Source organism: Bradyrhizobium sp. Ses1 (assembly GCF_059512365.1).
In genome coordinates, this window is sequence record NZ_JCAMOQ010000028.1 from 64,757 (window position 1) to 87,436 (window position 22,680).

General features: G+C 62.8%; 17 protein-coding genes and 2 pseudogenes. 9 read left to right on the plus strand and 10 right to left on the minus strand.

The genetic code is table 11. From position 1 onward, the window contains the following. Positions 1–38: 38 nt before the first annotated feature. Positions 39–1,070, minus strand: a complete 1,032-nt coding sequence (locus AC5ZG5_RS27710) for an LLM class flavin-dependent oxidoreductase (protein WP_456643942.1) — start codon at positions 1,068–1,070, stop codon at positions 39–41. 262 nt (positions 1,071–1,332) lie between these two features. Between AC5ZG5_RS27710 and AC5ZG5_RS27715 the strand changes: the two genes are divergently transcribed. From AC5ZG5_RS27715 to AC5ZG5_RS27730, 4 genes are all read left to right on the plus strand, one after another. Then, positions 1,333–3,480 carry a VTT domain-containing protein gene (locus tag AC5ZG5_RS27715; RefSeq protein ID WP_456643943.1) on the plus strand — a complete coding sequence of 716 codons (2,148 nt, stop codon included), beginning with the start codon at positions 1,333–1,335 and terminating at the stop codon, positions 3,478–3,480. Continuing rightward, the gene (locus AC5ZG5_RS27720) at positions 3,477–4,160 is read left to right on the plus strand and encodes an endonuclease/exonuclease/phosphatase family protein (RefSeq protein WP_028165693.1); all 684 of its coding nucleotides are present in this window, start codon (positions 3,477–3,479) and stop codon (positions 4,158–4,160) included. The genes AC5ZG5_RS27715 and AC5ZG5_RS27720 overlap by 4 nt, the downstream gene beginning before the upstream one ends. A 317-nt stretch (positions 4,161–4,477) precedes the next feature. Next, positions 4,478–4,681 carry a hypothetical protein gene (locus tag AC5ZG5_RS27725; protein ID WP_130225046.1) on the plus strand — a complete coding sequence of 68 codons (204 nt, stop codon included), beginning with the start codon at positions 4,478–4,480 and terminating at the stop codon, positions 4,679–4,681. Positions 4,682–4,702: 21 nt separating this feature from the next. Continuing rightward, complete coding sequence (locus AC5ZG5_RS27730; protein WP_456643944.1) at positions 4,703–4,855, plus strand: hypothetical protein; 153 nt, start codon at positions 4,703–4,705, stop codon at positions 4,853–4,855. Positions 4,856–4,904: 49 nt separating this feature from the next. On the opposite strand, the gene AC5ZG5_RS27735 is transcribed toward AC5ZG5_RS27730, so the two are convergent. Both AC5ZG5_RS27735 and AC5ZG5_RS27740 read right to left on the minus strand, forming a co-directional pair. Next, positions 4,905–6,509, minus strand: coding sequence for a DHA2 family efflux MFS transporter permease subunit (locus tag AC5ZG5_RS27735; protein WP_456643945.1), 1,605 nt, complete (start codon positions 6,507–6,509; stop codon positions 4,905–4,907). Between the two features lie 4 nt (positions 6,510–6,513). Further along, a complete protein-coding gene (locus tag AC5ZG5_RS27740; protein ID WP_456643946.1) occupies positions 6,514–7,716 on the minus strand; it encodes an HlyD family secretion protein in 1,203 nt (400 codons plus the stop codon). A gap of 258 nt (positions 7,717–7,974) precedes the next feature. On the opposite strand from AC5ZG5_RS27740, the gene AC5ZG5_RS27745 reads away from it, so the two are divergent. Together AC5ZG5_RS27745 and AC5ZG5_RS27750 are read left to right on the plus strand one after the other, a co-directional pair. Next, entirely contained in the window at positions 7,975–8,562 is a 588-nt protein-coding gene (locus AC5ZG5_RS27745; RefSeq protein WP_245287387.1) for a TetR/AcrR family transcriptional regulator, read from the plus strand. 107 nt (positions 8,563–8,669) lie between these two features. Then, on the plus strand, positions 8,670–9,029 hold the full coding sequence (locus AC5ZG5_RS27750; protein WP_028165689.1) for a hypothetical protein: 360 nt from the start codon (positions 8,670–8,672) through the stop codon (positions 9,027–9,029). Positions 9,030–9,137: 108 nt separating this feature from the next. Here AC5ZG5_RS27750 and AC5ZG5_RS27755 read toward each other — a convergent pair whose 3' ends face one another. The 3 genes and pseudogenes from AC5ZG5_RS27755 to AC5ZG5_RS27765 form a co-directional block, all read right to left on the minus strand. Next, complete coding sequence (locus tag AC5ZG5_RS27755; RefSeq protein WP_456643947.1) at positions 9,138–9,896, minus strand: SDR family NAD(P)-dependent oxidoreductase; 759 nt, start codon at positions 9,894–9,896, stop codon at positions 9,138–9,140. Between the two features lie 263 nt (positions 9,897–10,159). Continuing rightward, positions 10,160–11,401, minus strand: a pseudogene (locus tag AC5ZG5_RS27760) (SulP family inorganic anion transporter); the annotation flags it as partial. A 222-nt stretch (positions 11,402–11,623) separates the two neighbouring features. Beyond that, positions 11,624–12,445 (minus strand): CHAD domain-containing protein, encoded by an 822-nt coding sequence (locus AC5ZG5_RS27765; RefSeq protein ID WP_456643948.1) that lies wholly within the window; start codon positions 12,443–12,445, stop codon positions 11,624–11,626. A gap of 635 nt (positions 12,446–13,080) precedes the next feature. Here AC5ZG5_RS27765 and AC5ZG5_RS27770 point away from each other — a divergent pair. Next, a pseudogene (locus AC5ZG5_RS27770) lies at positions 13,081–13,270 on the plus strand (hypothetical protein); the annotation flags it as partial. 819 nt (positions 13,271–14,089) lie between these two features. Here the strand turns inward: AC5ZG5_RS27770 and AC5ZG5_RS27775 are convergent. The 3 genes from AC5ZG5_RS27775 to AC5ZG5_RS27785 all read right to left on the minus strand — a co-directional run bounded on the left by AC5ZG5_RS27775 (position 14,090) and on the right by AC5ZG5_RS27785 (position 19,597). Beyond that, complete coding sequence (locus tag AC5ZG5_RS27775) at positions 14,090–15,325, minus strand: c-type cytochrome (protein ID WP_456643949.1); 1,236 nt, start codon at positions 15,323–15,325, stop codon at positions 14,090–14,092. Positions 15,326–15,849: 524 nt separating this feature from the next. Continuing rightward, positions 15,850–16,977 (minus strand): cupin domain-containing protein, encoded by a 1,128-nt coding sequence (locus tag AC5ZG5_RS27780; RefSeq protein WP_456671211.1) that lies wholly within the window; start codon positions 16,975–16,977, stop codon positions 15,850–15,852. A gap of 1,066 nt (positions 16,978–18,043) precedes the next feature. Further along, complete coding sequence (locus AC5ZG5_RS27785; RefSeq protein ID WP_456643951.1) at positions 18,044–19,597, minus strand: ABC transporter substrate-binding protein; 1,554 nt, start codon at positions 19,595–19,597, stop codon at positions 18,044–18,046. Positions 19,598–19,774: 177 nt separating this feature from the next. Between AC5ZG5_RS27785 and AC5ZG5_RS27790 the strand changes: the two genes are divergently transcribed. Continuing rightward, a complete protein-coding gene (locus AC5ZG5_RS27790) occupies positions 19,775–20,674 on the plus strand; it encodes an aldose 1-epimerase family protein (protein WP_456643952.1) in 900 nt (299 codons plus the stop codon). Between the two features lie 35 nt (positions 20,675–20,709). Here the strand turns inward: AC5ZG5_RS27790 and AC5ZG5_RS27795 are convergent, their stop codons facing one another. Further along, positions 20,710–22,314, minus strand: a complete 1,605-nt coding sequence (locus tag AC5ZG5_RS27795) for a Spy/CpxP family protein refolding chaperone (RefSeq protein WP_456643953.1) — start codon at positions 22,312–22,314, stop codon at positions 20,710–20,712. 81 nt (positions 22,315–22,395) lie between these two features. On the opposite strand from AC5ZG5_RS27795, the gene AC5ZG5_RS27800 reads away from it, so the two are divergent. Beyond that, a complete protein-coding gene (locus AC5ZG5_RS27800; protein WP_456643954.1) occupies positions 22,396–22,584 on the plus strand; it encodes a hypothetical protein in 189 nt (62 codons plus the stop codon). Positions 22,585–22,680 lie beyond the last annotated feature (96 nt).

The window sequence follows — 22,680 nt, forward strand, 5'->3', positions numbered from 1 at the left end:
CGAACCGGTGTCCGCTTCGCTCGAAAATGCTCTGGCCCCTACGCCAGCATATCGCGGACCAGGGGCACGACCTTGCGACCGTAGAGCTCGATGCTGCGCATCAGCTTTTCATGCGGCAATGGGCCAGCTGAGTATTTGAGCTGGAAGCGCGCGATGCCGAGCGCCTTGACGGTAGCGGCGATCTTTCGTGCGACCGTCTCGGGCGAGCCCACATAGAGCGATCCGTGGTCGGCCTCGCGCACGAACTCGTCGCGGCCCATCGGCGGCCAGCCGCGCTCCCTGCCGATGCGGTCGCGCATGGCCTTGTAGTCGGCGAACAGCTCTTCGCGCGCCTGCTCATCGCTGTCGGCGACATAGCCCGGCGAATGCACCCCGATAGGCTTGACCGGGCGGCCGAGCTGCTTGAAGGCGCGGTGGTAGAGTTCGACATAGGGCGCGAAACGCTTGGGGTCACCGCCGATGATCGCGAGCATCAGCGGCAGGTCATAGCGTGCGGTGCGCACCACCGACTCCGGGCTGCCGCCGACGCCGATCCAGGTTTTCAGCCGCCCGTGCTCGACCTGTGGAAACACGAGCTGGTTGTTCAGCGGGGCGCGCAGCTTGCCCTGCCAGGTCACCGGCTCCTGCTTCAACAATTCGACGAACAGGTCGAGCTTCTCCTCGAACAGCGCCTCGTACTGGTTGAGGTCGAAGCCGAACAGGGGAAAGGATTCGGTGAACGAGCCGCGGCCGAGGATCACCTCGGCGCGGCCGTTCGAGGCCGCATCGACGCTCGAAAAGCGCTGGAACACGCGGATCGGATCATCCGAGCTCAGCACCGTCACGGCGGAGCCGAGCCGGATTCGCCTGGTGCGTGCTGCGATCGCCGCCAGCACCACTTCGGGCGCGGAGATCGCGAAATCAGCGCGATGGTGCTCGCCAAGGCCGATGAAATCGATCCCGATCTCGTCGGCAAGAACAGCTTCGTCAACGACATTGCGGATCACCTGCGCATGCGGCAGCGGTGCGCCGGCGGCATCACGGGTGACGTCGCCAAAGGTATCGAGCCCAAATTCCAGCGATGTGGTCATTGTCATATTCCGGTTTGGCACGGCTTGGCGCAGCGCGCCGCGAGCTTCCAATCTTTAGAAAAGGGGAGGGCCGGCCCGGACGGGCAGGCGTTGGTAGACTTAACTGCGACATAATGACTGGCCAGCGACTGGCAAGGCCAGGCCGCGAAACGCTTGGTTTCCCGCATTATGCCCGACCATCGGCGCTCGCCACCCCAATGGGTCATCACCCGGGCAGGAACCTGACTTCCGCTGAGGCGTTTCAACCGAGCGGTGGGAGCAGATGAACGTTCGGATGGAGAAGGTGCAATCGGCCGAGACAATATTGCTGCCCCGCAGCTCATCCGTACTCGTTCCGGGCGACACCATCTGGAGAAAATGCGACGCCGGTCGCGTCGCAGTCCTGAACGACGCCGCGGAATATTTTGGTGTCTTGCGGGAGGCGCTGCTGCTCGCCGAGAGGCAGGTCTTCATCATCGGGTGGGACATCCACTCCGAGACTCCGCTTGTCGGGCCATCCGGCGTGGCCGACGACGGCTTGCCAGATACGCTTGGTCCGTTCCTCAAGGCCCTGGTCGAGCAGAAGGACAATCTCGACATCAACATCCTGGTCTGGGATTTCGCGGCACTCTATGCGCGGGAGCGGGAGCGCCATTCGGCCAGGAAATTGGCCAGCCCCACCAACCGCGTCCACATCTGCCTGGATTCCAGCCTGCCGCTCGGCTCGGCGCAGCACCAGAAATTCGTCGTGATCGACAATTCGCTCGCCTTCGTCGGCGGGCTCGACCTCACGATCCGGCGCTGGGACACATCCGAACATGCGCTACATCATTCCTTCCGCAAGGATCCGGTCGGTGTTGCCTATCCGCCGTTCCACGACGTGCAGTGCATGGTGGATGGCGCCGCGGCGAGAGCGCTTGGCGAACTCGCAATCCGGCGCTGGAACGCGGCGGGCTGCGGCACGATGCCGATCGCGATCTACCATGCAGAGCGATGGCCAGACTCGGTCGCTTCGCAAGCCGAAAACATTCCGCTCGGCATCGCGCGAACGGAACTCGGAACGCGCTTTGAGCCCCCGGTGCACGAGGTCGAGCGGCTGTTTTACGCGTCGATCGCCACGGCAAAAAACCTGATCTACATCGAGAACCAGTTCACCAGCTCAGCCGAGATCGCCGAGGCGCTCGCAAGGCGGATGCGCGAGGTACCGGAGCTGCGCGTCCTGATCGTCACCCCGAAGCGGCACGCATCATGGCTGGAGTCGCGGACCATGCAAAGCGGTCGCGGCGACTTTGTCGCTCCGTTCCATCGCGCCGAGGTCGCCTCGCGCATTCGCATGCTCTATCCGCTGACAAGAGACAATGACGATGCTGTTCCCGTCATGGTCCACAGCAAGCTCATGACGATCGACGATGAATTCCTGCGGATCGGCTCGTCCAATATCAACAACCGCTCGATGGGGGCGGATACCGAATGCGACCTGTGCTTCGAGGCCACCGATGACGGACATCGCCGGTTCATCCGCAATGTCCGCCATCGGCTGCTCGCGCATCACTGCGGGTTAAGCGAAAGCGCGATCGCGGCCAATGAGGAATGTCTGCTTGAATTCCTTGACGCGCATGCCGCATCGCGCGCCGAGAAGGTGCTGCTTCCCGTGGATCTGGAGGATGCCCGGTTTGGTCCGTTCACCGAGATCCTGCAGCCGATCGCCGATCCGAAGGAGCCGCTCGATCTGCAGCGCGCGGCGGATCGGACGTGGACGGCAAGGACGATGGCGGGCGTCCTGGGAATCATCGCGTCGCTCGTGCTGCTGACGCTGGCCTGGCGTTACTCGTTCCTGAGCAGCTATACGGATGTCGGTTACGTGGCGGGCTTGATCGGAAAATATGCGCAATCACCGCTAGGTCCGCCGGCTGCCGTTCTTGCGTTCCTCGTCGGCGGCCTCGTGATCTTCCCTGTCGTCGTCCTGATCGCCGCGACCGCCGCCGCGCTTGGGCCCGTCAAAGGGTTTGTCGCGGCTGCCATCGGCGTGCTATCGAGCGCCACATTGCTGTTCTTCATCGGGCGCGTTCTTGGCCAGGAGCGCCTGCAATCGATGCTCGGACGTCGCGCCCTGCGGGTCCAGGAACGCATCATCGGCAAAGGCGTGCTCGCGATCGCGATGATTCGCATGGTGCCGGTGGCGCCATTTTCAGTGATCAATGTGCTGGCCGGCGCCAGCCGTCTCAGGCTGACCGATTTCCTGATCGGAACCGCGCTCGGCATGGCGCCCGGGATCATCGCGATGGCCGCGCTTGGTGCGCAGATTGCGGACTTTGCGAGGCACGCCTCCTGGTGGGGCGCGCTGCAGCTTGGATTGATCATCGCAATTTGGCTGCCGCTCTGCCTGGCAGCGCAATTCGTCGTGACATGGTTTGCCGGGCGGCGCAGATGACCGACGTGATCCGGGTGATGACGTGGAACGTGCACGGCACGTTCAACCTGAACAGCAGGTTCGACCTCGATGGCGTCTGTTCTATCTTACGAAAATGGTCGCCCGATATCGTGGCGCTGCAGGAGATCGATTCGCGTGGTGCGACGGAGGATCCGTTCCTGCGGCTCGTCGGCGTCATCGGCGTGCATCGCGTGGAAGCGCGCTCGATCGTCACCGAGGATGGCGATTATGGTCAGGTCCTCCTGAGCCGCTATCCTTTCATTGGCTCCCCCATCATCACCGACGTATCCTATCAGGAACGCGAGCCGCGCCGCGCGATCTCCGCAACGGTCGATACACCCCTCGGTCACGTGTCGGTCGTTGCGACGCATCTTGGATTGAGCATCCATGAAAGGCACGCCCAGGCGCTGGCGCTGGCCGATCTCGCCAAGGCGCCGCGGACCATCGTGCTCGGCGATTTCAACGATTGGTTCTGGGTGAAATCGGTGCGGCGCGTGCTGGTCCGATCTTGTCCGGTGCGGACACGGCTGCGGACCTTTCCCTCCCGCTTGCCGCTTCTTCGTCTCGACCGCATCTATGTCGATCGTGACGGCGACATCCTCAAAGCCTGGACCGATCGCGAAGCGAGGCGCTACTCGGATCATCTCCCCGTCGTGGCGGATATCGTGTTCGCTGGATAGGCGCGCGAGCGGCGCGGGATCATTCCGTCCATTTTTGATGATCGGCGTAGAAGGCGCCCCGCGCCGTGCTTCAAAAATTTGGATAGCCATTTCATTGACCAAAACGGGCTTTCCCGGGATATTCGATGCAGCAGATTGTGCTGCTTCGGGGTTACCGCATGAGAGCAAGAGACCGGAAAGTGGTGGGCGACATGCGCAAGCGCATGACCCGTCGCTGTGTCTCGGCGGCGACCGGAGCCTGTTGCTGATTCCCGCCTAGTTACCGACCTCAACCATGAATCAGACGGGAGCGCCGCAGCAGCGGCGAACGAGCACGCATGTCCAAAGCCTATGTCATCGAAGTTTCCAACCAGACCGCCGGCATCGTCGTGGGTGACGAGCGCGGCTTCCGCTTCTTCTCTTCCGAACGCGCGTTCGACAGTCTCGAGGGCGGCCATTTCGGCTCGGCCCGCGCCGCGGAACGCGCAGCACGGGCGCTGATCGAGCGGCGGCGACGCCCCGACAATCGAACGGCATTCTGACCGCACATGAAAGGACGGATCATGACCGCAAGACAAGGCTGCCGGGTTCGTAGCATGTGTGGCGAGCCACTGCTGCCGGTCGAGAACCAACTGATCGGCTGGAGCCTTTGCATCGGCGTGGTGGCGCTGATGATCCTGGTCGCGATCAACCACTTCGTGCCGATCGCGGTGTAGGCCGCGAGGTCACCTCTCCCGCTCGCGGGAGAGAGGAGTACGGCAATCTTCAATGCGCGCCGCCGGCGGCGCCGCCGCCCTTCGGCTTGCCGGTCAAGAGAATCGCGATGGCGGCGAGCACGAGCACGAAGCCCAGCACGGCGAATGTATCGCTGTATCCCATCACCAGCGCCTGGCGTTTCACGGCGTTGCCGAGCGCGATGATCGCCTGGTGCCTTGCGGCTGCCGGATCGGCCATGCCGTGGGCCATGAAGTAGTTCGTCATCTCGGCGAGGCGCTGACGCACCTCCTCGCGGGCGAGGTCGACCGACTGACCGATGATGTTGGAATGGAACTGCTCGCGCTTGGTGGCGATGGTCGCAAGCAGTGCGGTGCCGATCGCGCCGCCGAGGTTGCGCATCATGTTGGAGATGCCGGAAGCGGCCGCTGCATCCTGCGGCGCGACGCTGCCGAGGCTCACGGCGCTGAGCGGGGCCAGCATCAAGGCCTGGCCGATAGCGCGGATGATGTTGGGGACGAAGAGCTGGTCGCCGGCATAGTTGAGCGACATCTGCGTGTTCATAAAGCAGCTTGCCGCGAACAGCGCCATCCCTACGGCCGCGATATAGCGGGCATCGAAGCGCTGCATCAGTTTCGGCACCAGCGGGATCAGGATGAGCTGCGGCAGGCCGGTCCACGCCAGCACCTGGCCGATCTGCTCGGCGTTGTAGAGTTGCACCTGGCCGAGATAGGCCGGCAAGAGATAGACCGAGCCGAACAGCGCAAAGCCGACGAACACGGCCGAAATCGTGCCGAAGCCGAAACTGCGCTGGGCGAGCAGCCGCAGCCGGATCAGCGGCTTCTCCACGACGAGTTCGATCATCACGAACAGCGACAGGCTGACCGCGGCGACAATGGCAAGCTTCACGATGAAGGGCGAGCCGAACCAATCGTCCTTGTTGCCTTCCTCCAGCACGGTCTGCAGCGCCGAGAGGCCGATCGCCATGGTCGCGATCCCGAGCCAGTCGCCCTCGCGCAAGAGGCCGAGCTGCATCGGCTGCCGTTCCAGAGTCAAATAGAGCATGGTCACCATGACCGCCGTCGGTACCACGTTGACGAAGAAGATGGTCTGCCAGCCGTAGTTCTCGGTGAGATAGCCGCCGATGGTCGGGCCGATCGCCGGCGCAAAGGTCACGGCGATCGAGAACATCGCAAGGCCGATCGGTTGCTGCGCCTTGGGCAGCTTGGTGAACACCAGCGTGAACGCCATCGGGATCAGGACGCCGCCGAAAAAGCCTTGCAGCGCGCGCATCGCGATCATCGATGGCAGGTCATGGGTGAAGGCGCAGGCGACGGAGAAGATGGCAAACAGCGTGGCGTGGCCGATCATGATGTTGCGGAACGAGAACACGCGGCTGAGATAGTCGGTGAGCGGAATCACCACGATCTCGCCGATCAGGTATGACGTCGAGATCCAGGAACCGTTGTCGACGCCGGTGCCGATGCCGCCCTCGATGTTGAGCAGCGAGGCGTTGGTGATCTGGATGTTGAGGATCGCCATGAAGGCGCCGATCATCGCCGCGAGTATGGAGATCCACACCGTGGCGCTGGCCCGGTTCGGGTCGACAGCCGCACGCGGCAGGGGGGCTGTGGCCGACAATGTGAGGTCCGACATGACGTCACCTCTGAGCAATCGAAGTCGTTGGCTTCGGCGTTGCGACTGGCTGCTGCAAGGCGTCGCTGTGCGACTGTGTATCGATCGTCGGGATCACCGACATGCCGGGGCGCAATTCGACGGGCGTGGAGTCGAGCAGGATTTTCACGGGGATGCGCTGCACCACCTTGGTGAAATTGCCGGTGGCGTTGTCCGGCGGCAGTAATGCGAACTCCTGGCCGCTGGCCGGCGCGAGTGAATCGACGTGGCCGTGCACGACCTGGCCCGGGAACATGTCGACGGAAATGTCCGCCTTCTGTCCCTTGCGGACGTCGGTGAGCTGGGTCTCCTTGAAGTTCGCCACCACATAGGCGCCGGTCGCCGGCACCAGCGACATCAATTGCGTGCCGGCCTGCACGAACTGACCGACGCGCAGCGTGCGGTTGCCGACCACGCCGTCGATCGGCGCTGTGATCGTGGTGTAGCCGAGGTTCAGCTCGGCCTGTTGTTCGATGGCCTCGGCGCGCGCGGTCGCCGCCACCGCCTGCGTGATCTCCGCCTTCAGCAGTTCGACCTGCTTTCGCGCCGAAGCGAGGTTGGCGATGTCGCGCTGGACGGCGGCTTGCGCGCTGGCGTGGCGCGATTGCGCCTGTTGCGCGTTCTGCACGCTGCCATAGCCTGTGGTGGCGAGGTCGGTGTAGCGCTTGTTCTCCTGCGCGGCGAAGGTCTGCGTCGCGGTGTCGACGTCGAGCGTCGCCTTCGCGGCCTCGATCACCGCCTGCTGGACGTCGAGCTGCGCATGCTTGCTGGCAATGGCGGCCCGGGCGGCTTCGACATCGGCTTTGGCCTGGTTCAGCGCCACCTTGAAATCACGCTCGTCGATCCGCGCCAGCACCTGGCCGGCCTTCACGCGCTCATTGTCGCCGACCAGCACCGCGCTGAGATAGCCCGACACCTTCGGCGCGATCGTGGTGTTGTCGGCTTTGACATAGGCGTCATCGGTGGAGACGAGGAAGCGGCCGACGGTCCAGTAGTCCCAGCCGTACCAGGCGGCGCCCGACAGCGCGGCGACGGCGATGCCCGCGAAAGCGATCCGCCGCAGCCTGCCCTTGATCGATGCCGAGGCAACCGGGGCGGGTACGACCGGCTCCGGCGTCGGCGCGAGCCGCTGCACTTCGGCGGCCGAGAGCGGGCGTTCGACCTCTAGCGTCGGGGAATGCTGGTTCATGACGGCCCTCCTGACTTTCTATCCCCTTGCCAAGACTGGATAATTTCCAGGTCACGGGCATGAGGCAATTAGGAAACTTGATATTTTCCAAAATAGGCGCCATATTGGGTCTGTCAATGGAATGACAGGCGTCATCTTAAAGCATGGCTCAATGGCATGACGGTCACGACAAGACAGGGCAGAGCGGACAAAGGCGCTGCGGCACCCGAGCGTCGCAGCCGGGGCAGGCCGCCGCTGCGTTCCGATGACGAGACGCGGATGGTGATCTTTGATGCCGCGCGGCGGGAATTCGCCGCCAGCGGCTTCGCGGCGACCAGCATGGATGACGTGGCGCGCCGCGCCGGCGTTTCGACGAAGACGCTCTACCGGCTCGTTTCCGGCAAGCAGGCCCTGTTCGAGGGGATGGTCGCGGACCGGATGGACCGGTTCATTTCGGGCGTGCGGCTGCGCGCCTGCGACGGCAGCAACATCAAAGGTGCGTTACGCGAGGCCTGTCTTGCCTGCGCCGAACTGATCCTGGATGGCGAGGTGATCGCGCTGCAGCGCCTGGTCCTCGCCGACAGCGACAAATTCCCCGATATAGCGGAGAGCTTCTACAAGAGTGCGATGCGGCGAACGGTGACTACGCTGGCAAACTGGTTGCGGACGCAACAGGAGCGCGGCCTGATCGCGCTTCGGGAGATCGATCCGGAGGCCGCGGCCGGCATGCTGCTTGGCATGGTCGTCTTCGCGCCGCAGCGTGCTGTATTGTTCGGCCGTGAAGCACCGCCCGACCGTGCCGAACTCGAGCGCCGCGCTGAGGCCTGCGCGACTTTGTTCCTCGAAGGCTGTGCCGTCCAGCGCTGACACGCCTGTCCTGTGGAGAGCTGTCCCAATCGGGTCCATAAATGGAACTTTGTGCCGAGTTCCCAGTTTGTCAAAGCTGGGGACGGGCATCTTGTCACGGCACGGACATGGCTCGCAAAAATTTGGTTCGGACGTCAATCCTGACAATTCTCCTCGTCGTTCCAGCGGGAGCCTCGATGGCCCGCGATGACGGGCGCTATTCCAACTCGCCACTCAAACCCTGGTTCGATAGCCTGAAGAGCAAACTCGGCCCTTGCTGCTCGGACGCCGACGGCGTCGCGGTGGCCGATCCGGATTGGGAGTCCAAGGATGGGCATTACCGGGTCCGTCTGGAGGGACAATGGATCATGGTGCCGGATGAGGCCGTGATCACCGAGCCGAACCGCGCTGGCCGGACCATGGTCTGGCCGATGAAGGGCACCACGGGAATCACGATCCGCTGCTTCATGCCGGGAAGCATGACGTAGAGGTCTTGTGCGGCCGTAGCCCGGGTGGAGCGAACGCGTAACCCGGGACGCCTGCATGGGCATCGTAGAGTTACGCTTGCGCTCCACCCGGGCTACGAGCGAACACCGCTAAAACGACTCCGCCCAGGGGCGGAGGTCGAGTTCGAGGGTCCAGGCGCTGCGGTGCTGATGGTGCAGCACCCAATAGGCGTCGGCGATGGCGGCGATGTTGAGCAGGCCGTCCGGCCCGCGCTCCTCCTTCAATTGCGGTCGCAGGCTCATGAGCCGATCGCCCGCGATGCCGCCGTCGATCACGACATGGCCGACATGGATGCCCTGGGATCCGAATTCCCGCGCGATGCTCTGCGCCATCGCGCGCAGCGCGGCCTTGGCGGCGGCAAAGGGGGCGAAATGGGCCTTGCCGCGAAGCGAGCCGCTCGCTCCCGTAAACACCAGCGTGCCGCCGCCACGCGATAGCAGCGCGGGGATTGCCGCCTGCGCCAGGTGAAAACCGCCGAGCGCATGCTCGCGCCAATGTGACTCGAACTGCTCTTCGCTTATCTTCAGGAAGGGCGCCCACCGGTTCGAGCCGGCATTGTGCACCGCCATCGCAAGTGGCGCGAGCTTTTGCGCCGCCGCCACGAAGCGGGCGACATCGGCGGGCTTGGAGACATCGCCGACGACATGGGCGATCTTGGCGCCGGCGGCAGCAAGCTCCGCGGCGGTTGCCGTGAGCTTTTCGGCATTGCGGCCTGCGATTGCGACCGGGTACCCGCCCGCCGCGAACCGGCGAGCGATCGCCGCGCCCACCCCCTGGGACGCGCCGACGCCCGCGATCAGCACGCTGCCCTGCGGCGCCGTCGGTTCGAGAATGGATGGGCTGGCCATGATATGTTCCCCTGGCTTTGAATGACGGGCATAATACAAGAGGGTTTGATATAGGCGGACGTCCGGTCGATGCGAAGTCCCACCGCCGATCATCTTTTTGGCATGCGCTTGGGCTGATTGCCCGTCATTGCGAGGAGCGAAGCGACGAAGCAATCCATGCCGCAACAAGCGGAGAGGTGGATTGCTTCGTTCGCTCGCAATGACGGGGAGCTCGGAGCCGCGCTCTACGCGTCCTCAGGCTTCTGCGGATTTCCGAGCCGTGCGAACAGCACGGCGAGGATACATCCAGCGACGATGCCGAAGGTGAGATCCTTGAATATCGTCAGTGCGAAGGTCGGCACCAGCACCACGCCGCTGCGCCAGTCCTTCACCAGGCGGACGAACTCCTCCTTCTCCGCCATGTACCAGCACACCACGACCAGCACGCCGGCAAGGGCCGCGAGCGGGATGTAGCGCGCCAGGGGGGCCGCCACGAGCATGAACAGCAGCAGATAGACGGAATGCAGCATGCCTGAGAGCGGGCTGCGGCCGCCGGCGCGGATATTGGTTGCCGTGCGCGCGATGGTGCCGGTGACGCTGATGCCGCCGAACAAGGCGGAGGCGATGTTGGCAATGCCTTGTGCGACCAGCTCCATGTTGGAACGGTGCCTGCGACCGGTCATGCTGTCGGCGACTTTTGCCGACAGCAGGCTCTCGACGCCGCCGAGCAGCGTGAACGAGAACGCCGCCGGCAAAACCTTCAGCAGAAGGTCGTAGGAGATATCAGGCACCTGCGGCGCCGGCAGGCTATGCGGGATTTCACCGAAACGGGTGCCGATGGTCTCGACCGGCAGTTGCAGCACCAGCGCCACGACCGAGGCGATTGCAATGGCGATCAGCATTCCCGGCCAGGTCGGCCGCCACTGCCGCACCGCGAAGATGATCGCCGCCGTCCCGGCACCAATGCCGAGTGCGGCCCAATTCAGGGTCGGAAGCGCACGGCCAAGCACAATCAGCTTTGCGAGCAGGGACCCCGGCTCGGGACCGGCAAGCGTCAGGCCGAACAGGTCCGTGATCTGGCTCGCAAAAATGGTCACCGCGATTCCGCAGGTGAAGCCGACGGTCACGGGATGCGGCATGTAACGGATCAGCGAGCCGAGACCGGTCGCGCCGACCAGGGTCAGCATCACGCCGGACACCAGCACGGTCAGCAACAGGCCGTTGACGCCGAGCTGAGCGACGGTCGCCGCCACCAGCACGATGAAGGCGCCTGCCGGTCCGCCGATCTGAAATCGGCTTCCGCCGAGCGCCGAGACCAGAAAACCGCCGACGATGGCGGTGAAAAGCCCCCGTTCCGGGGTCACGCCGGAGGCCACCGCGATCGCCATCGAGAGCGGCAGCGCGACCACGGCCACGGTGAGGCCCGCAACGGCATCCTGGCGGAGTTTGTCGAGGCTGTAGCCCTCGCCCAGGGCGGTCATGAGCTTGGGGCGATAGAGATGGGCCGTCGAAGAACCGTCGGGCATGGTGTCAACCAGGAGAAATGCGAGTTTCTTGAATGCAAACTAGCCGAATCGAGCAGGGCAAGAAAATGCGCTCGATCAACAATCCTGCCCGGACAAATACGGGGTTGACCGCAGAATCCCGTCCAGAGCGTTTTCGAGCGACGTGGATACCGGTTCGCGTGAAGAAAACGCGTCAAAACTAGAATCTAGAGCTTCGGTTTTGATTCAATCAGAGCCGAAACTTTAGGCTGCAATCCTCCGGTATGCGACCGCAGCGCGCCGCAGCAGCCGCTGTTTTTCCTTCTTGTCCAGCAGCTCGAGCGGTTTCCGCTGGCGGCCCGCAGGGCGCGTCCCGACGCGCTGTTGTAGGCCTGCCACAAGCGCCCGCGCAGCCTCGGCGTCGTGCAGTTCGCCGAGAATCTGCTGCGCCTTGCGTAGCTGCTTCACGATCGCGCGCCATGGGGCGAAGTCCTTCTTTGCCAGCACGTCTTCGGAGAACTCGATCGCATAGCGCTGCCGTTTGCTGGCCAGGCGAACGCGGTGCTGCTTGCGCCCGCTCATTCCCTGCAGGCCGCGGCTCTTCTTGACGAGCTTTTCATGCCAGCCGGCGAGCCGGCGCGCGTGGTACTCGGAGGCCCGCGATGCGCGGAGCCGCACCAGGCGGTGCTCGCTCATATGAGACCATGGGCCATGGTTGACCCAATCGACCATGTCCTTGAACCAGCGGCGATAGCGATCTGATGTCAGCGCCCGTCTCAACTGGCGCTGGCTCTCGGCCCGGGCTGTCCTGAACAGCCGTTCGCGGGGAGCGTTCCCGATCGCGACATCAAGGTCGCGCGTGGCGCCAAGATATCCGTTAAGCCATTTCAATTCGGACTTCAGGCGCGGCCATTCGGAATCCTGCACCATGGGCTCAAAGAAAGCGATCGCCGCGCGAAAACGGGTCAGCGCCACACGCGTCTGATGCACGGCGACGGTGTCGCCGTTACGGGCGCCGCGATGATGAGCCTTGACGTCTTCGAGGCAGGCGGAGCCCACGAGACGAAACACGGTCGCGCAGGGCATCTCTCCGCTCAGCCGTGCACGGGTCCGCTTGGGGCGGAAAATACGCTCCTTCGCGGACCTTTTCGATCGCTTCATAAGTGGCTCACGTCCCGGATGAGGACCCGCGAATCCTCGTCCGGCGGTTCCTGCCTCGATCAAATGGTTTTTGACGGCGGGCTGTCAAATAGACATTGCGCCAGATCAAGCAGCAATGCGTCGCACCCGCGAACAGTGTCGCGCGGTGCGTTAGCCGCCTGCATCACATTGGCGCGAGACGACACAAACATCCGGAACGACGACGTGTCTTTGGGTATCTTCAAACTTCAGGATGTCTTTCGGCAAAGTTCTGAGATGGCTCACGGTCCGAAGAAGTACCTCGAAACTTCAACAAGGCTCGAAGTATGACAGTCTCACTGTCAGTTTTTTCGCCGGATTCTGAAGCGCAGAAGTATATAATGGCGGTCCTGCAAGTAGTCTGCTGTTGCCGTACCAACATGCAGAGATTTACGCCGATGCCGGCTCATCCCGTCGAGTACAAGCTTTTCCAGTTGAACCTTCATTGCTTCAACTCTGTGCGGGCAATCTCTCTGACCCACCCAATGCGTGCCAACCACAAGACGTCGAAAAAATGGGGCAGAAAAAATGGAGGAAGCAATATGACGCAGACCACTGTGACAAAAGTTGCCATTGCGATCCCGGCCTTCGCCTGTGCGGCGCTGCTTTCATTCAACTGGTCTGAACAGCGCGGAGTGACGCTGTCGGTCGAGAGCGCCCAGGCGCGGGTCGGTCGCCCGTTGACGCCTGTGAGCGCTGCGGGTGTTGCGCGTCGGCAAACGCGGCGGGCCGCATACGGTGCCGGTATGGCCGGCGCCGCGGCGGTCGGAACCGCCGCGGCAATCGGAACGGCTGCGGCGGTCGGTGCCACCTCACCCGCCTGGGGATGGGGAGGCGGCCCTTACTACGCAGGGACAGGCTACTATGGAGGCGGCGCTTACGGTGCCTATGCCCGTCCGATGTACTCGAACGCATTTGCGGGTCCGGCTCCGGCCGGCTGGCAGGGCGGTATGAGCAGCGGAGACCGCGACCTGTATTTCCGAAATCTACGCGACTCCGGGTACGATAAGAAGAAGGACTTCAACGCGACCGGGACCATCGTGAATCAATAGCGTCTGGGCTCTCGTCGTCCATCTTCGTCTTGCCCTCACCTCAAGCTGGGATGACAGCATCTTGGGGTGAGGTAAGGGTTGTTGAGGTGCGGCGGTCGCCGTGCGCGTTGAGCGCTGTTTATAGACGTAGGGAGAGAGGCGGTTATTTGGAGCCGCCTCTCTACGGACCAACCGCCATTGATCTTTCATCCGAGAATCGACCAGCGCTCCCGAAGCTGAGACAACACTCGAACAGCTCTTTCACACCTACCGGGCAGGACCCGAGTCAACGGCGTATGCGTGGCAAGGACGCGGTTCGCAGGTGTGTGCGATGGCAGGGTGGTGTTTAGTCATCGCCGCGTTTGCGCTGCTCGTGTCGGTTATGATTCTCGAAGGCTGCCAACTCACCATTGGAATATGGCGTCGCCGACCGCGATGGAGCTGAACAGCGGAAAATCCGGCAGAGCGATGATTTGCAGGCGTTCATCGTACTGTAATCTCCACGTATCCTATCAAGCATCTATCTCTTTGTCGCGCGCTCGAGAAATTGCACCAGTGCGGCGCGGTCCTGTGCCGAGCCAATGCGCTGCTCGGGCATCTTGGTGCCCGGGGTGTAGGCCGAAGGTCCGACCTCGAACAATCTGGAAACCGTCTCCGGCGTCCAGACAATATCGAGGCGCTTGAGTGCTTCGGAAAAATTATAGCCCGGCACGGTTGCGATCCGTCGGCCGAAAATGCCGGACAGGGTTGGGCCCGCCCTGTTGGCTTGCTCGGCGCCAAGGGTATGGCAGGCCACACAGGCACGAAACACCTCCGCACCATGGTCGCCGGCATAGGCGGCCAGCGGATCTCCCGTCGTCTCCAGGAGAAGTGGATCGATAGGATCTCCCGTCACCACGTTCCAGCGGCGGATGATGTTGTCGGCGCCACCGGTGAGCAGGGTGCGGCTGTCCGGCATAAACGCGACCGACCAGACCGGCAGCTCGGGACCGGCCAGTTTGCGCGCCAGAGTGCGCGTCTTGCGATCGATCACTGCGACCGATCCGCCAACGCTCGCGGCAGCTACCAGCGCGCCGTCCGGCGAGATCGCAATCGAGGTCACTGGTCTCGGGCCGGCTGCGATCTCACCCGCAGCTGCACCGGCTCCTGTCAGAAAATATAGCTTACCATCGGCGCCGCCGGTCGCGATTTCGCCATTGCTGTCGATTGCCACAGCGTTGAGCGGGCTCGGCATTGCAACAACGGTCGGCGTGTCGCCGGCTGACGGCCAGATGCGCACGCTCTGATCGTAGCTCACGCTGACCACTGTGCGACCGTCCGGAGCGAATGCAACGCCATTGACGTTCTGAGTTTGCCCTTCGAGCACACGCGCCGCACCGCCCGCGAGCGGCCACAACCGAACCGTATGATCCCACGACGCGGAAGCCAGTGTTGTGCCGTCGGGCGACAGCGCGAGGGCGGCGATCGGCGCCGTATGGCCTTCCAAGACGGAATCGGGCTCCGCCTTGCCGGGACTCCAGATTGCAATGCGCCCGTCGGCGCCTGCGGTCGCGGTGCGCCCGTCCCCCAGCAGCACGACTGCATTGACGGCGCCGGCATGGAACCGCAGCACCTGTTCGGCCGCATTGAGCGTCAGCGACCAGCGGATTGCGGTTGAATCAAAGCTTCCTGAGATCGCGGTTTGTCCGTCAGACGAAATCGCCAATGCCCGCACCGGCCCGCCATGGCCGCGCAACTGCGCCCAAGCGGTAGTCATCCCCAGAGGCAGACTCACCAACAACAAGGCAGCACACATCAAAAACGCAGGGGCGCATTTCGCGAGGTGGAGCATTCGCAGCAATCGTTTCCTCCATTCGCATCGCCCTTGGCGCGCGACGAGCAACTCAAAACAGTTTCGGCTCAGTGGCTCCGGAGGCTTTCCAGATTGATAGAGATCAGTTTGCCTCATGAGATTCGAATATCGAAGAACTCACAGATTGTGTGGTGTGGTATTTTTACTGCGGCCAAGTCCTTGAAAGTACGAGTGCCGCCAAACATTCAATCCCCATAGACGACCCTATTGATCGTCTGAAGGTTGTTTGACACGACTTAGCTCGATCACGCGGCATCGTCCTACGTCCCCCCCCCAGCGCGGTTTCCTCCTTTGGAGGCTTTCGGACGCCGGCCGCCGAATACGCGGCGCCGTCTATCAAGCGGCCGGCATCCGAAACCCTTCACAGGAGCAGACTTCGCACCTAACCCATGAATGTTCCCAAGCTGCCCTGAACCGACTTATGGCTTCTAGGGCTGTTTCATCTTGCCGATCGTGGACTCGGGCACGACCCCGAAATTGTTCGCCAGCAAATAGTTTGGGCTCGACCGCACCCAATGGTCGAGGTCGATCTCCTCAAATTTGCCGTTGTCCCACGTTTGCACGATTTCAAGGTCTTCGTCTCCGACATTCCTGATCGCGTGGCCGAAACCCATAGGGATGTAAACCGCATCGCCCGGACTGACGTCAGTGACCTTGCCGCGCCCGCCCGATCCGAACAACGCGACCTGCCCTTTGCCGCGCAGATAGTAGTGCCATTCGTTCGCATTGGTGTTCCAATGCAGATTGCGCTGCTTACCCTTCTCAATGATCATCAGGCCGCCGGACATGGTCTTGGAGGCCGGGAACTCGTCAACGGAGGCGAGGCGAAACGTGCCGCCCTCGAAGTCACGTACTGCCTTTTGGTCTCGCAGCAGCCTGAATTTGTGTGTCGACTCCCTCGGCCAGGGCGCGTCGAGCGCTTGCGAAATAGGCACAATCGGCCCCGCCTGTATGTAGGTCTCTCCTTTGGGAAAGGCGTCGAACAAGTCCGTCGGCAGATGGAAGTTGGCTGCCACGAGGTCCTTCGGCGTAATGTCAATCCAGTCGGTGATCGAAAAGGTACCGTGCTCGGAGAACGCACCATTGTCGAAGGACAGAACAAAGTGGCAAGGCTTGTCGCCGATGGTTTGGATCGAATGGCCGTGGCCCCTGGCGAAGTACCAAAGATCGCCCGGCTCGTAGTTGTTGATCTCGCTCGCGCCCGAAGGCTCGACCACCACTGTTTGGCATCGGCCGTCAATGACGAAGGCCCATTCGGCTGCTATGGCATGCCAGTGTAGTTCGCGCGATGCTCCCGGGTTAAGGAACATGTGAACGCCCGCGATCCCTTTGCTTACCGGGAGCTGATGTTCCGTCGATTCCTTTGCCCAGCCGCCCGATGTAAGTTTCGGAACGCTGCCGTCGAGCGGATACTTGAAGTTCGGCATGGCCTCAATGTCTTTTGGGTCGTGGTACGCGACCTTGGCGCCCGGCGGAAGCTGCACTGCGTTTCGGCCATACCCGCCGTCGCCTGGATTGCCCCGATCGTTTGCGGCTGCTCCAGCCGCGTTCTGCATCAGTGCGAGCCCACTAGCGCCAAGCGCGGCTGCGCCTAAAAGAGCACGTCGAGTAGCGTCCATTTGACACCTCCTAACTAACTCACTCCGTTTCAGTTGCTGGAATTGCATTCGCCCTCCCAACCGGGCAGGGCGGGATTGGATTATATCGCGATGTTGGGGACTCTGTCAGAGTTATGGTGCGCGCCGATTTATGACCGCTTTGGGTCAGGGGACTAAACCGCTCGCGCGGTAGAACGCCGCGGCTGGCGACACGGCGAAGCAATAGGCGACAGGTCATCGTGATGAGCGGTGCAATTAGCCCGTTGGCAATGATCGGATGATCGAGGGTCTGCCGATCTGGAAGTTCGTGGCGAAGCATCCCCATTGCACAAGAGCCAACTCGAAACCGGCATTCTCGACCGTGATTGTGTGCACCATCGCGCTTGTTGGACCCAGTCCAGGAATCTCGACGCAAGCAGAGTTACAAATGGCGTGATGCTCTTGACGAGCAACTCAAAACAGTTTCGGCTCAGTGGCTCCGGAGGCTTTCCAGATTGATAGAGATCAGTTTGCCTCATGAGATTCGAATATCGAAGAACTCACGTTTAGATTGTGTGGTGTGGTATTTTTACTACGGCCAAGTCCTTGAAAGTACGAGTGCCGCCAAACATTAAACCCCCCATCGACGACCCTATTGATCGTCTGAAGGTTGTTTGACACGACTTAGCTCGATCACGCGGCATCGTCCTACGTCCCCCCAGCGCGGTTTCCTCCTTTGGGAAGGCTTTCGGACGCCGGCCGCTTGATAGACGGCGCCGCGTATTCGGCGGCCGGCATCCGAAACCCTTCACATTCGCGCGAAATGGCAGCCAGCCCGGCCATGTCCGCTATGCCGCCGAAAGCGGAAGTAAATTCAGGCCATTAGCGGCGTCGCCATAGGCTATTGCGGGTTGGCTCTTTCCCACGATCGGACAGTGTGAATACGCGAAGATGCCCCCGACCTGGCCTAGCCTTCCCCCGCAAGCGGGAGAGGGAGCACAGTGTCCATCGCGGACGCAATTTGACATGATCTCATTCGAGATCGTTATTTCTCGATCCAGGCGTCGCGAAAGCCGTCATTGACGCCGATCGCTGTCGTGATGAGGTTCTTCACCTTGCAGCGCGTGATGGTCGGAAACTGCAATTCCAGCATCCAGGCAACCGGCACATCCTCAACCAGGATCTTCTGCGCTTTCTCGTAGATTTCCTTGCGCTTGGAGTCGGGTGTTGCGACCGCACCTTCAGCGAACAGCCTGTCGATCTCGGGGTTCGAATATCCCTCGACATTGTTGAACATCTGGCCCTTGGCGATGGCACTGGAGACGTAGTTGCGGCCGACGCCCAGCGCTGGATCGCCGTACTGATAGAGGTAGGTGAAGGCGATATCGTAATCCCAATCGCTGATCTTCTGGTTGCCGCCGGGCACGTCGGTTGCGATCATCTCGATGTTCATGCCGACGTCCTGCAGGTTCTGCTTCACGGCTTCGCCCCAGCGCTGCCAGGTCTCGCCATAGGCAAGCGGCAGCAGGCGGACCTTCTCGCCATTGTAGCCGGCTTCCTTGAGCAGCGCCTTGGCCTTGGCGGGGTTGAAGTCATATTTCGGCACGTCGTCGGTGTAGAACTTGACGGCCGAGGATGACGGGCCGGTTGCGACCTTGCCGAGCCCGTTCCAGATCACGTCCTTGGCGAAGTTGCGGTCGATCGCATACAGGATCGCCTGACGCACCTTCTTGTTCGCGGTCGGACCCTGGCGGTTATTGAGCCACAGCCAGGCGAGAGGGCTGAAGAACTCCCAGCCCGCGCCGGTCACGCAGGTGTTCTTCAGCTTCGACAGGCGCGGCACGTCGAAATTCTCCACGGAGCCGCCGGGCAACACGTCGACCTTTCCGGTCTCATACGCCACCGAACGCGCCGCGGCGTCGGGAATGATTTGCCAATAGATCTCATCGAGATAGGGCTTGCCCTTCTCGTGGTAGTTTGGGTTCTTCACGAGGTGAATGAACGAGCCCTTCTTCCATTCCTTGAACATGAAGGGACCGGTGCCAACAGGCGCATTGTTGTAAGCGTTGGTCTTGAAGTCGGTGCCCGCATAGAGATGCTTCGGGATCATCGGCATCGAGCCGACCTCGAAAATGCCGAGGAACGGTCCGAACGGTTCCTTGAGCGTGAACACCACGGTGAGGTCGTCGGGCGCCTCGACCTTCTCCACCTGCAACAAATTGTTGCGGGCGCGCGCATGGGTCTGTTTCAACATGTCGATCGAGAACAGCACGTCGGCCGAGGTGAACGGCTTGCCGTCATGCCAGGTCACATCAGGCTTGAGCTTGAAGGTGTAGACCTTGGCGTCCGGGCTGACCGTCCAGCTTTCCGCGAGGCCGGGCAGCGGCTCCAGCTTCGGGCTGTAGCGCAATAACCCCTCGAAGATATTGCCTGACACCATCTGGGTCGGGCCGTTCTGGATCATCGCCAGCATCAGGCCGGGCGGCTCGGGCTGGATCACGGTGTTGATCACGCCTCCCATCTTCGGCGATTCCTGCGCCATCGCGGTGCCGACGCTTGCGGTGGTAAGGAGGAAGGCAAACAACAGCCGTTTGAACATGACCTGACTTTCTTGGAACGAGCTCTGCTCGCATCGGAACAGCCGCAAATTCGCTTCCGAACAGCGGCTGTCCCGGGGAGGCTCACATAACCGCGATTGTCGCGGCAAGATGAAAGTCTCGACATCGTCAGCCCAAAAAATATACAGGGATTGGCGCGCTTTCCCGCGAGGTCAGACATGAGCACGGACACCCACATCATCGCTAGTGACGCGATTACCGCGACGATCAAGGCCGCTGGCGCCGAGCTGTGTTCGCTGAAGAGTGCGGACGGGCTCGAGCTGTTGTGGCAGGCTGGGCCGGAATGGCCGCGACATGCGCCGCTGTTGTTTCCCATTGTCGGGCGGCTGAAGAACGACGAGCTGCGCCACAAGGGAAAGACCTACCCCATGACGCAGCACGGTTTTGCGCGCGATCAGCGGTTTGAATGGGTCTCGCGCGAGGACGCGTCCTGCAAGCTGGTGCTCGTGGACAATGATGCGACCCGCGCCAGCTATCCCTTCGCCTTCCGCCTGGAGGTGACGTACGCGGCACGGGGCGCCGATCTGGAGGTGACGTTCGAGATCGCCAACCCCGGCAACGAGACGCTGCCGGCGTCGCTCGGCGGACACCCCGCGTTCGGCTGGCCGCTGCTTCCGGGCCTTGCGAAGCAAGCCTACATGCTGACCTTCCCGGATGACGAGCCCGCGCCGATCCGCCGGCTCGAGGGCGGTCTGATGCGGCCGGACGCGCAGCCATCCCCGGTCGAAGGCGGAACGCTCGCACTCTCCGAGCGGCTGTTCGACGATGACGCTGTGATCCTCGACCAGCTCGCCAGCACCTCGGTGCGCTATGCCGCCGATCGTGGGCCGTCGATCGAAGTTGCGTGGGACGGCTTCCGCGAACTCGGCATCTGGTCAAAGCCCGGCGGCGTGCCGTTCCTGTGCATCGAGCCGTGGCACGGCTATGCCAGCCCGGTGGATTTTGACGGTGAGTTCACAGGCAAGCCCGGCCTGATGCAGATCGCGCCCGGTGCGAGCCGATCGCTGAGCTATCGCATCCGTCTCGCTGGGCCGCGTACCCATAAACCCTCGGCGTGACGCGGACGAAGGCTACGTCCGCGAGGCGCGGAGACTTATCCTAGGCGACCCCACCGCGCGTCGTCCGCCGACGCCCGCCCGCGGACGTGTCGGCGCCCGCCAGCCTGCTGCGGACCAATCGCGTCGAAGGCCGCTTTCTGCTCGTCGGTCAGCGATCCATAGAAGTCATCCATCGCCTTGCGCACGGTCTTCACCGCTTGCAGCATCGTGTCGAGCCGCTGGCCGACGGCTATGAGGCGTGCCGGCGGCGTCAGCGCGTCCTCCGGCCGGATCTGACACGATGCCTTCAGCGTGTCCGCAGCCTGGGCAGCGGCGCCCTGAAGCGCGTCAAGATATCGGCGCTGCTGGTCGGTCGGCCTGACCGATTGCTCGATTGTGGCGGTCGGCCACTCGCTCAGCGTCGGTTGCGTCACATCGCAGGCTGGTCCAGCCGGGCCGGCTCTCGCCGCGGTCCGGCCCGGACGCTGGCGCGTAATGGAAAGTGCGTTGATCTGCGCCTTCTGCTCATCGCTCAGGAGGCCGTAGAACTTATCGAGCGGCCCTTGCACCGTCTGCACCGCGACGATCATCGCCTCGATGCGCTGCTGCATCGCTGCAAGCCGGCTTGGGGCCGTGAGCGCAACGTCGGTGGGGCAGGAGGCCTTGAGGCCTGCAGCGGCCTTTTCCGAAGCATTGGCGAGTTCGTCGAGCGCGGCGCGCTGTGCCTCGTTCGGCTGGATTGCATTCTGGAATGCCTCGATCGGCAGCCCAGCGATCACGCGGCCATCGTCGCCACACATTTGCGCGAGATTGGTCCGGCCGTTCGACGGCGCATAGGCATAGGTGTCGAGGTTGCCTCCGCGCCGGCTGGCATGGCCCGGCAGATAGCCCGCATAGCCCATCAGGTCGTCGTAGCCGTAAAGGCCGAAGATGCCGGCATAGAGGTCCGGGTAGCCATAGCCCCAGAACGCATCATCATAGGGATAGCCCCAGAAAGCGTAATCATAAATGTCATAGAAAGCGAACGGCCAGAACAAGGGGCCGACCCACCCAAAACCGCCATTGCGGTGGCGCCACCACGACCAGTTGCCACCATGCCACGCCGCCGTGGCCACGCTCGCGGTGATGAACGCGCGGGTGCGCGGATCGCGCAGCGCGCCGGTGTTGTTCAGCGCCCGGTTGATCGGGCGCGCGTTCAGTGAACGCCGCACGGCGTTGGCGTTCCGCGCCACGTTGACGGGCCTCGCCCTTAGCGCCGAGGCGCCGACCGCTGCGGTTCTGTTGTGCGGCGCGAACGATCGCTGGCTGAACGAACGGCCGCCATGGAAGCTCGGCCGCGCAAACGAACGGCCTACCCGCGGGGCAAAATGAGGTCTTGCGGCGAATCCACGGCCGCCACCGAAGTGTCTTCCGCCGATGTGGAAGCCGCCACCACGAAAGCCTCCCCCATGGAAGCCTGCCCCATGGAAGCCGCCGCCACGAAAGCCGCCACCGCCGTGAAAGCCGCCGCCGTGAAAGCCACCACCGCCGTGAAAGCCACCGCCGCCGCCGTGGCCACCACCGCCTCTGGCATATGCCGCGACCGACAGGACCATCGCGCAAGCCAGCACGGCAGCGCATGCGGTGAACTTTGACCTGAATTTCGACATGGAAGTCGTCATGACCTTCCTCCCACGCAACCAAGGTCCGCTCATCGGCTCCCAACTGGTTCTATCAGCGATGCGACCGAACTGCGAAACTCCTTGATTGCGACATTGAGCGGAAAAGCGGGCCACCAACTGCAGCCCCTTTTTGGCCTTCGGGTAAAAATCACCACCAATGGCGATGATGCCGCCAGCCATGGTGGCGGCCCCGATACCAGCCGTAGTGGTGGCCGCGACCGCCGTGATGGCCCCACCCATGCCCATGCCCATGTCCATGTCCGCCTCTGACCTGAATCACTGCCCCATCGGCGCCGCCCAGCGTATAAGGCGTTGCCGCGGGCATAGCCGACCCCGGCGTCGTTGGCGCGAGCCCAAAGGCACAGC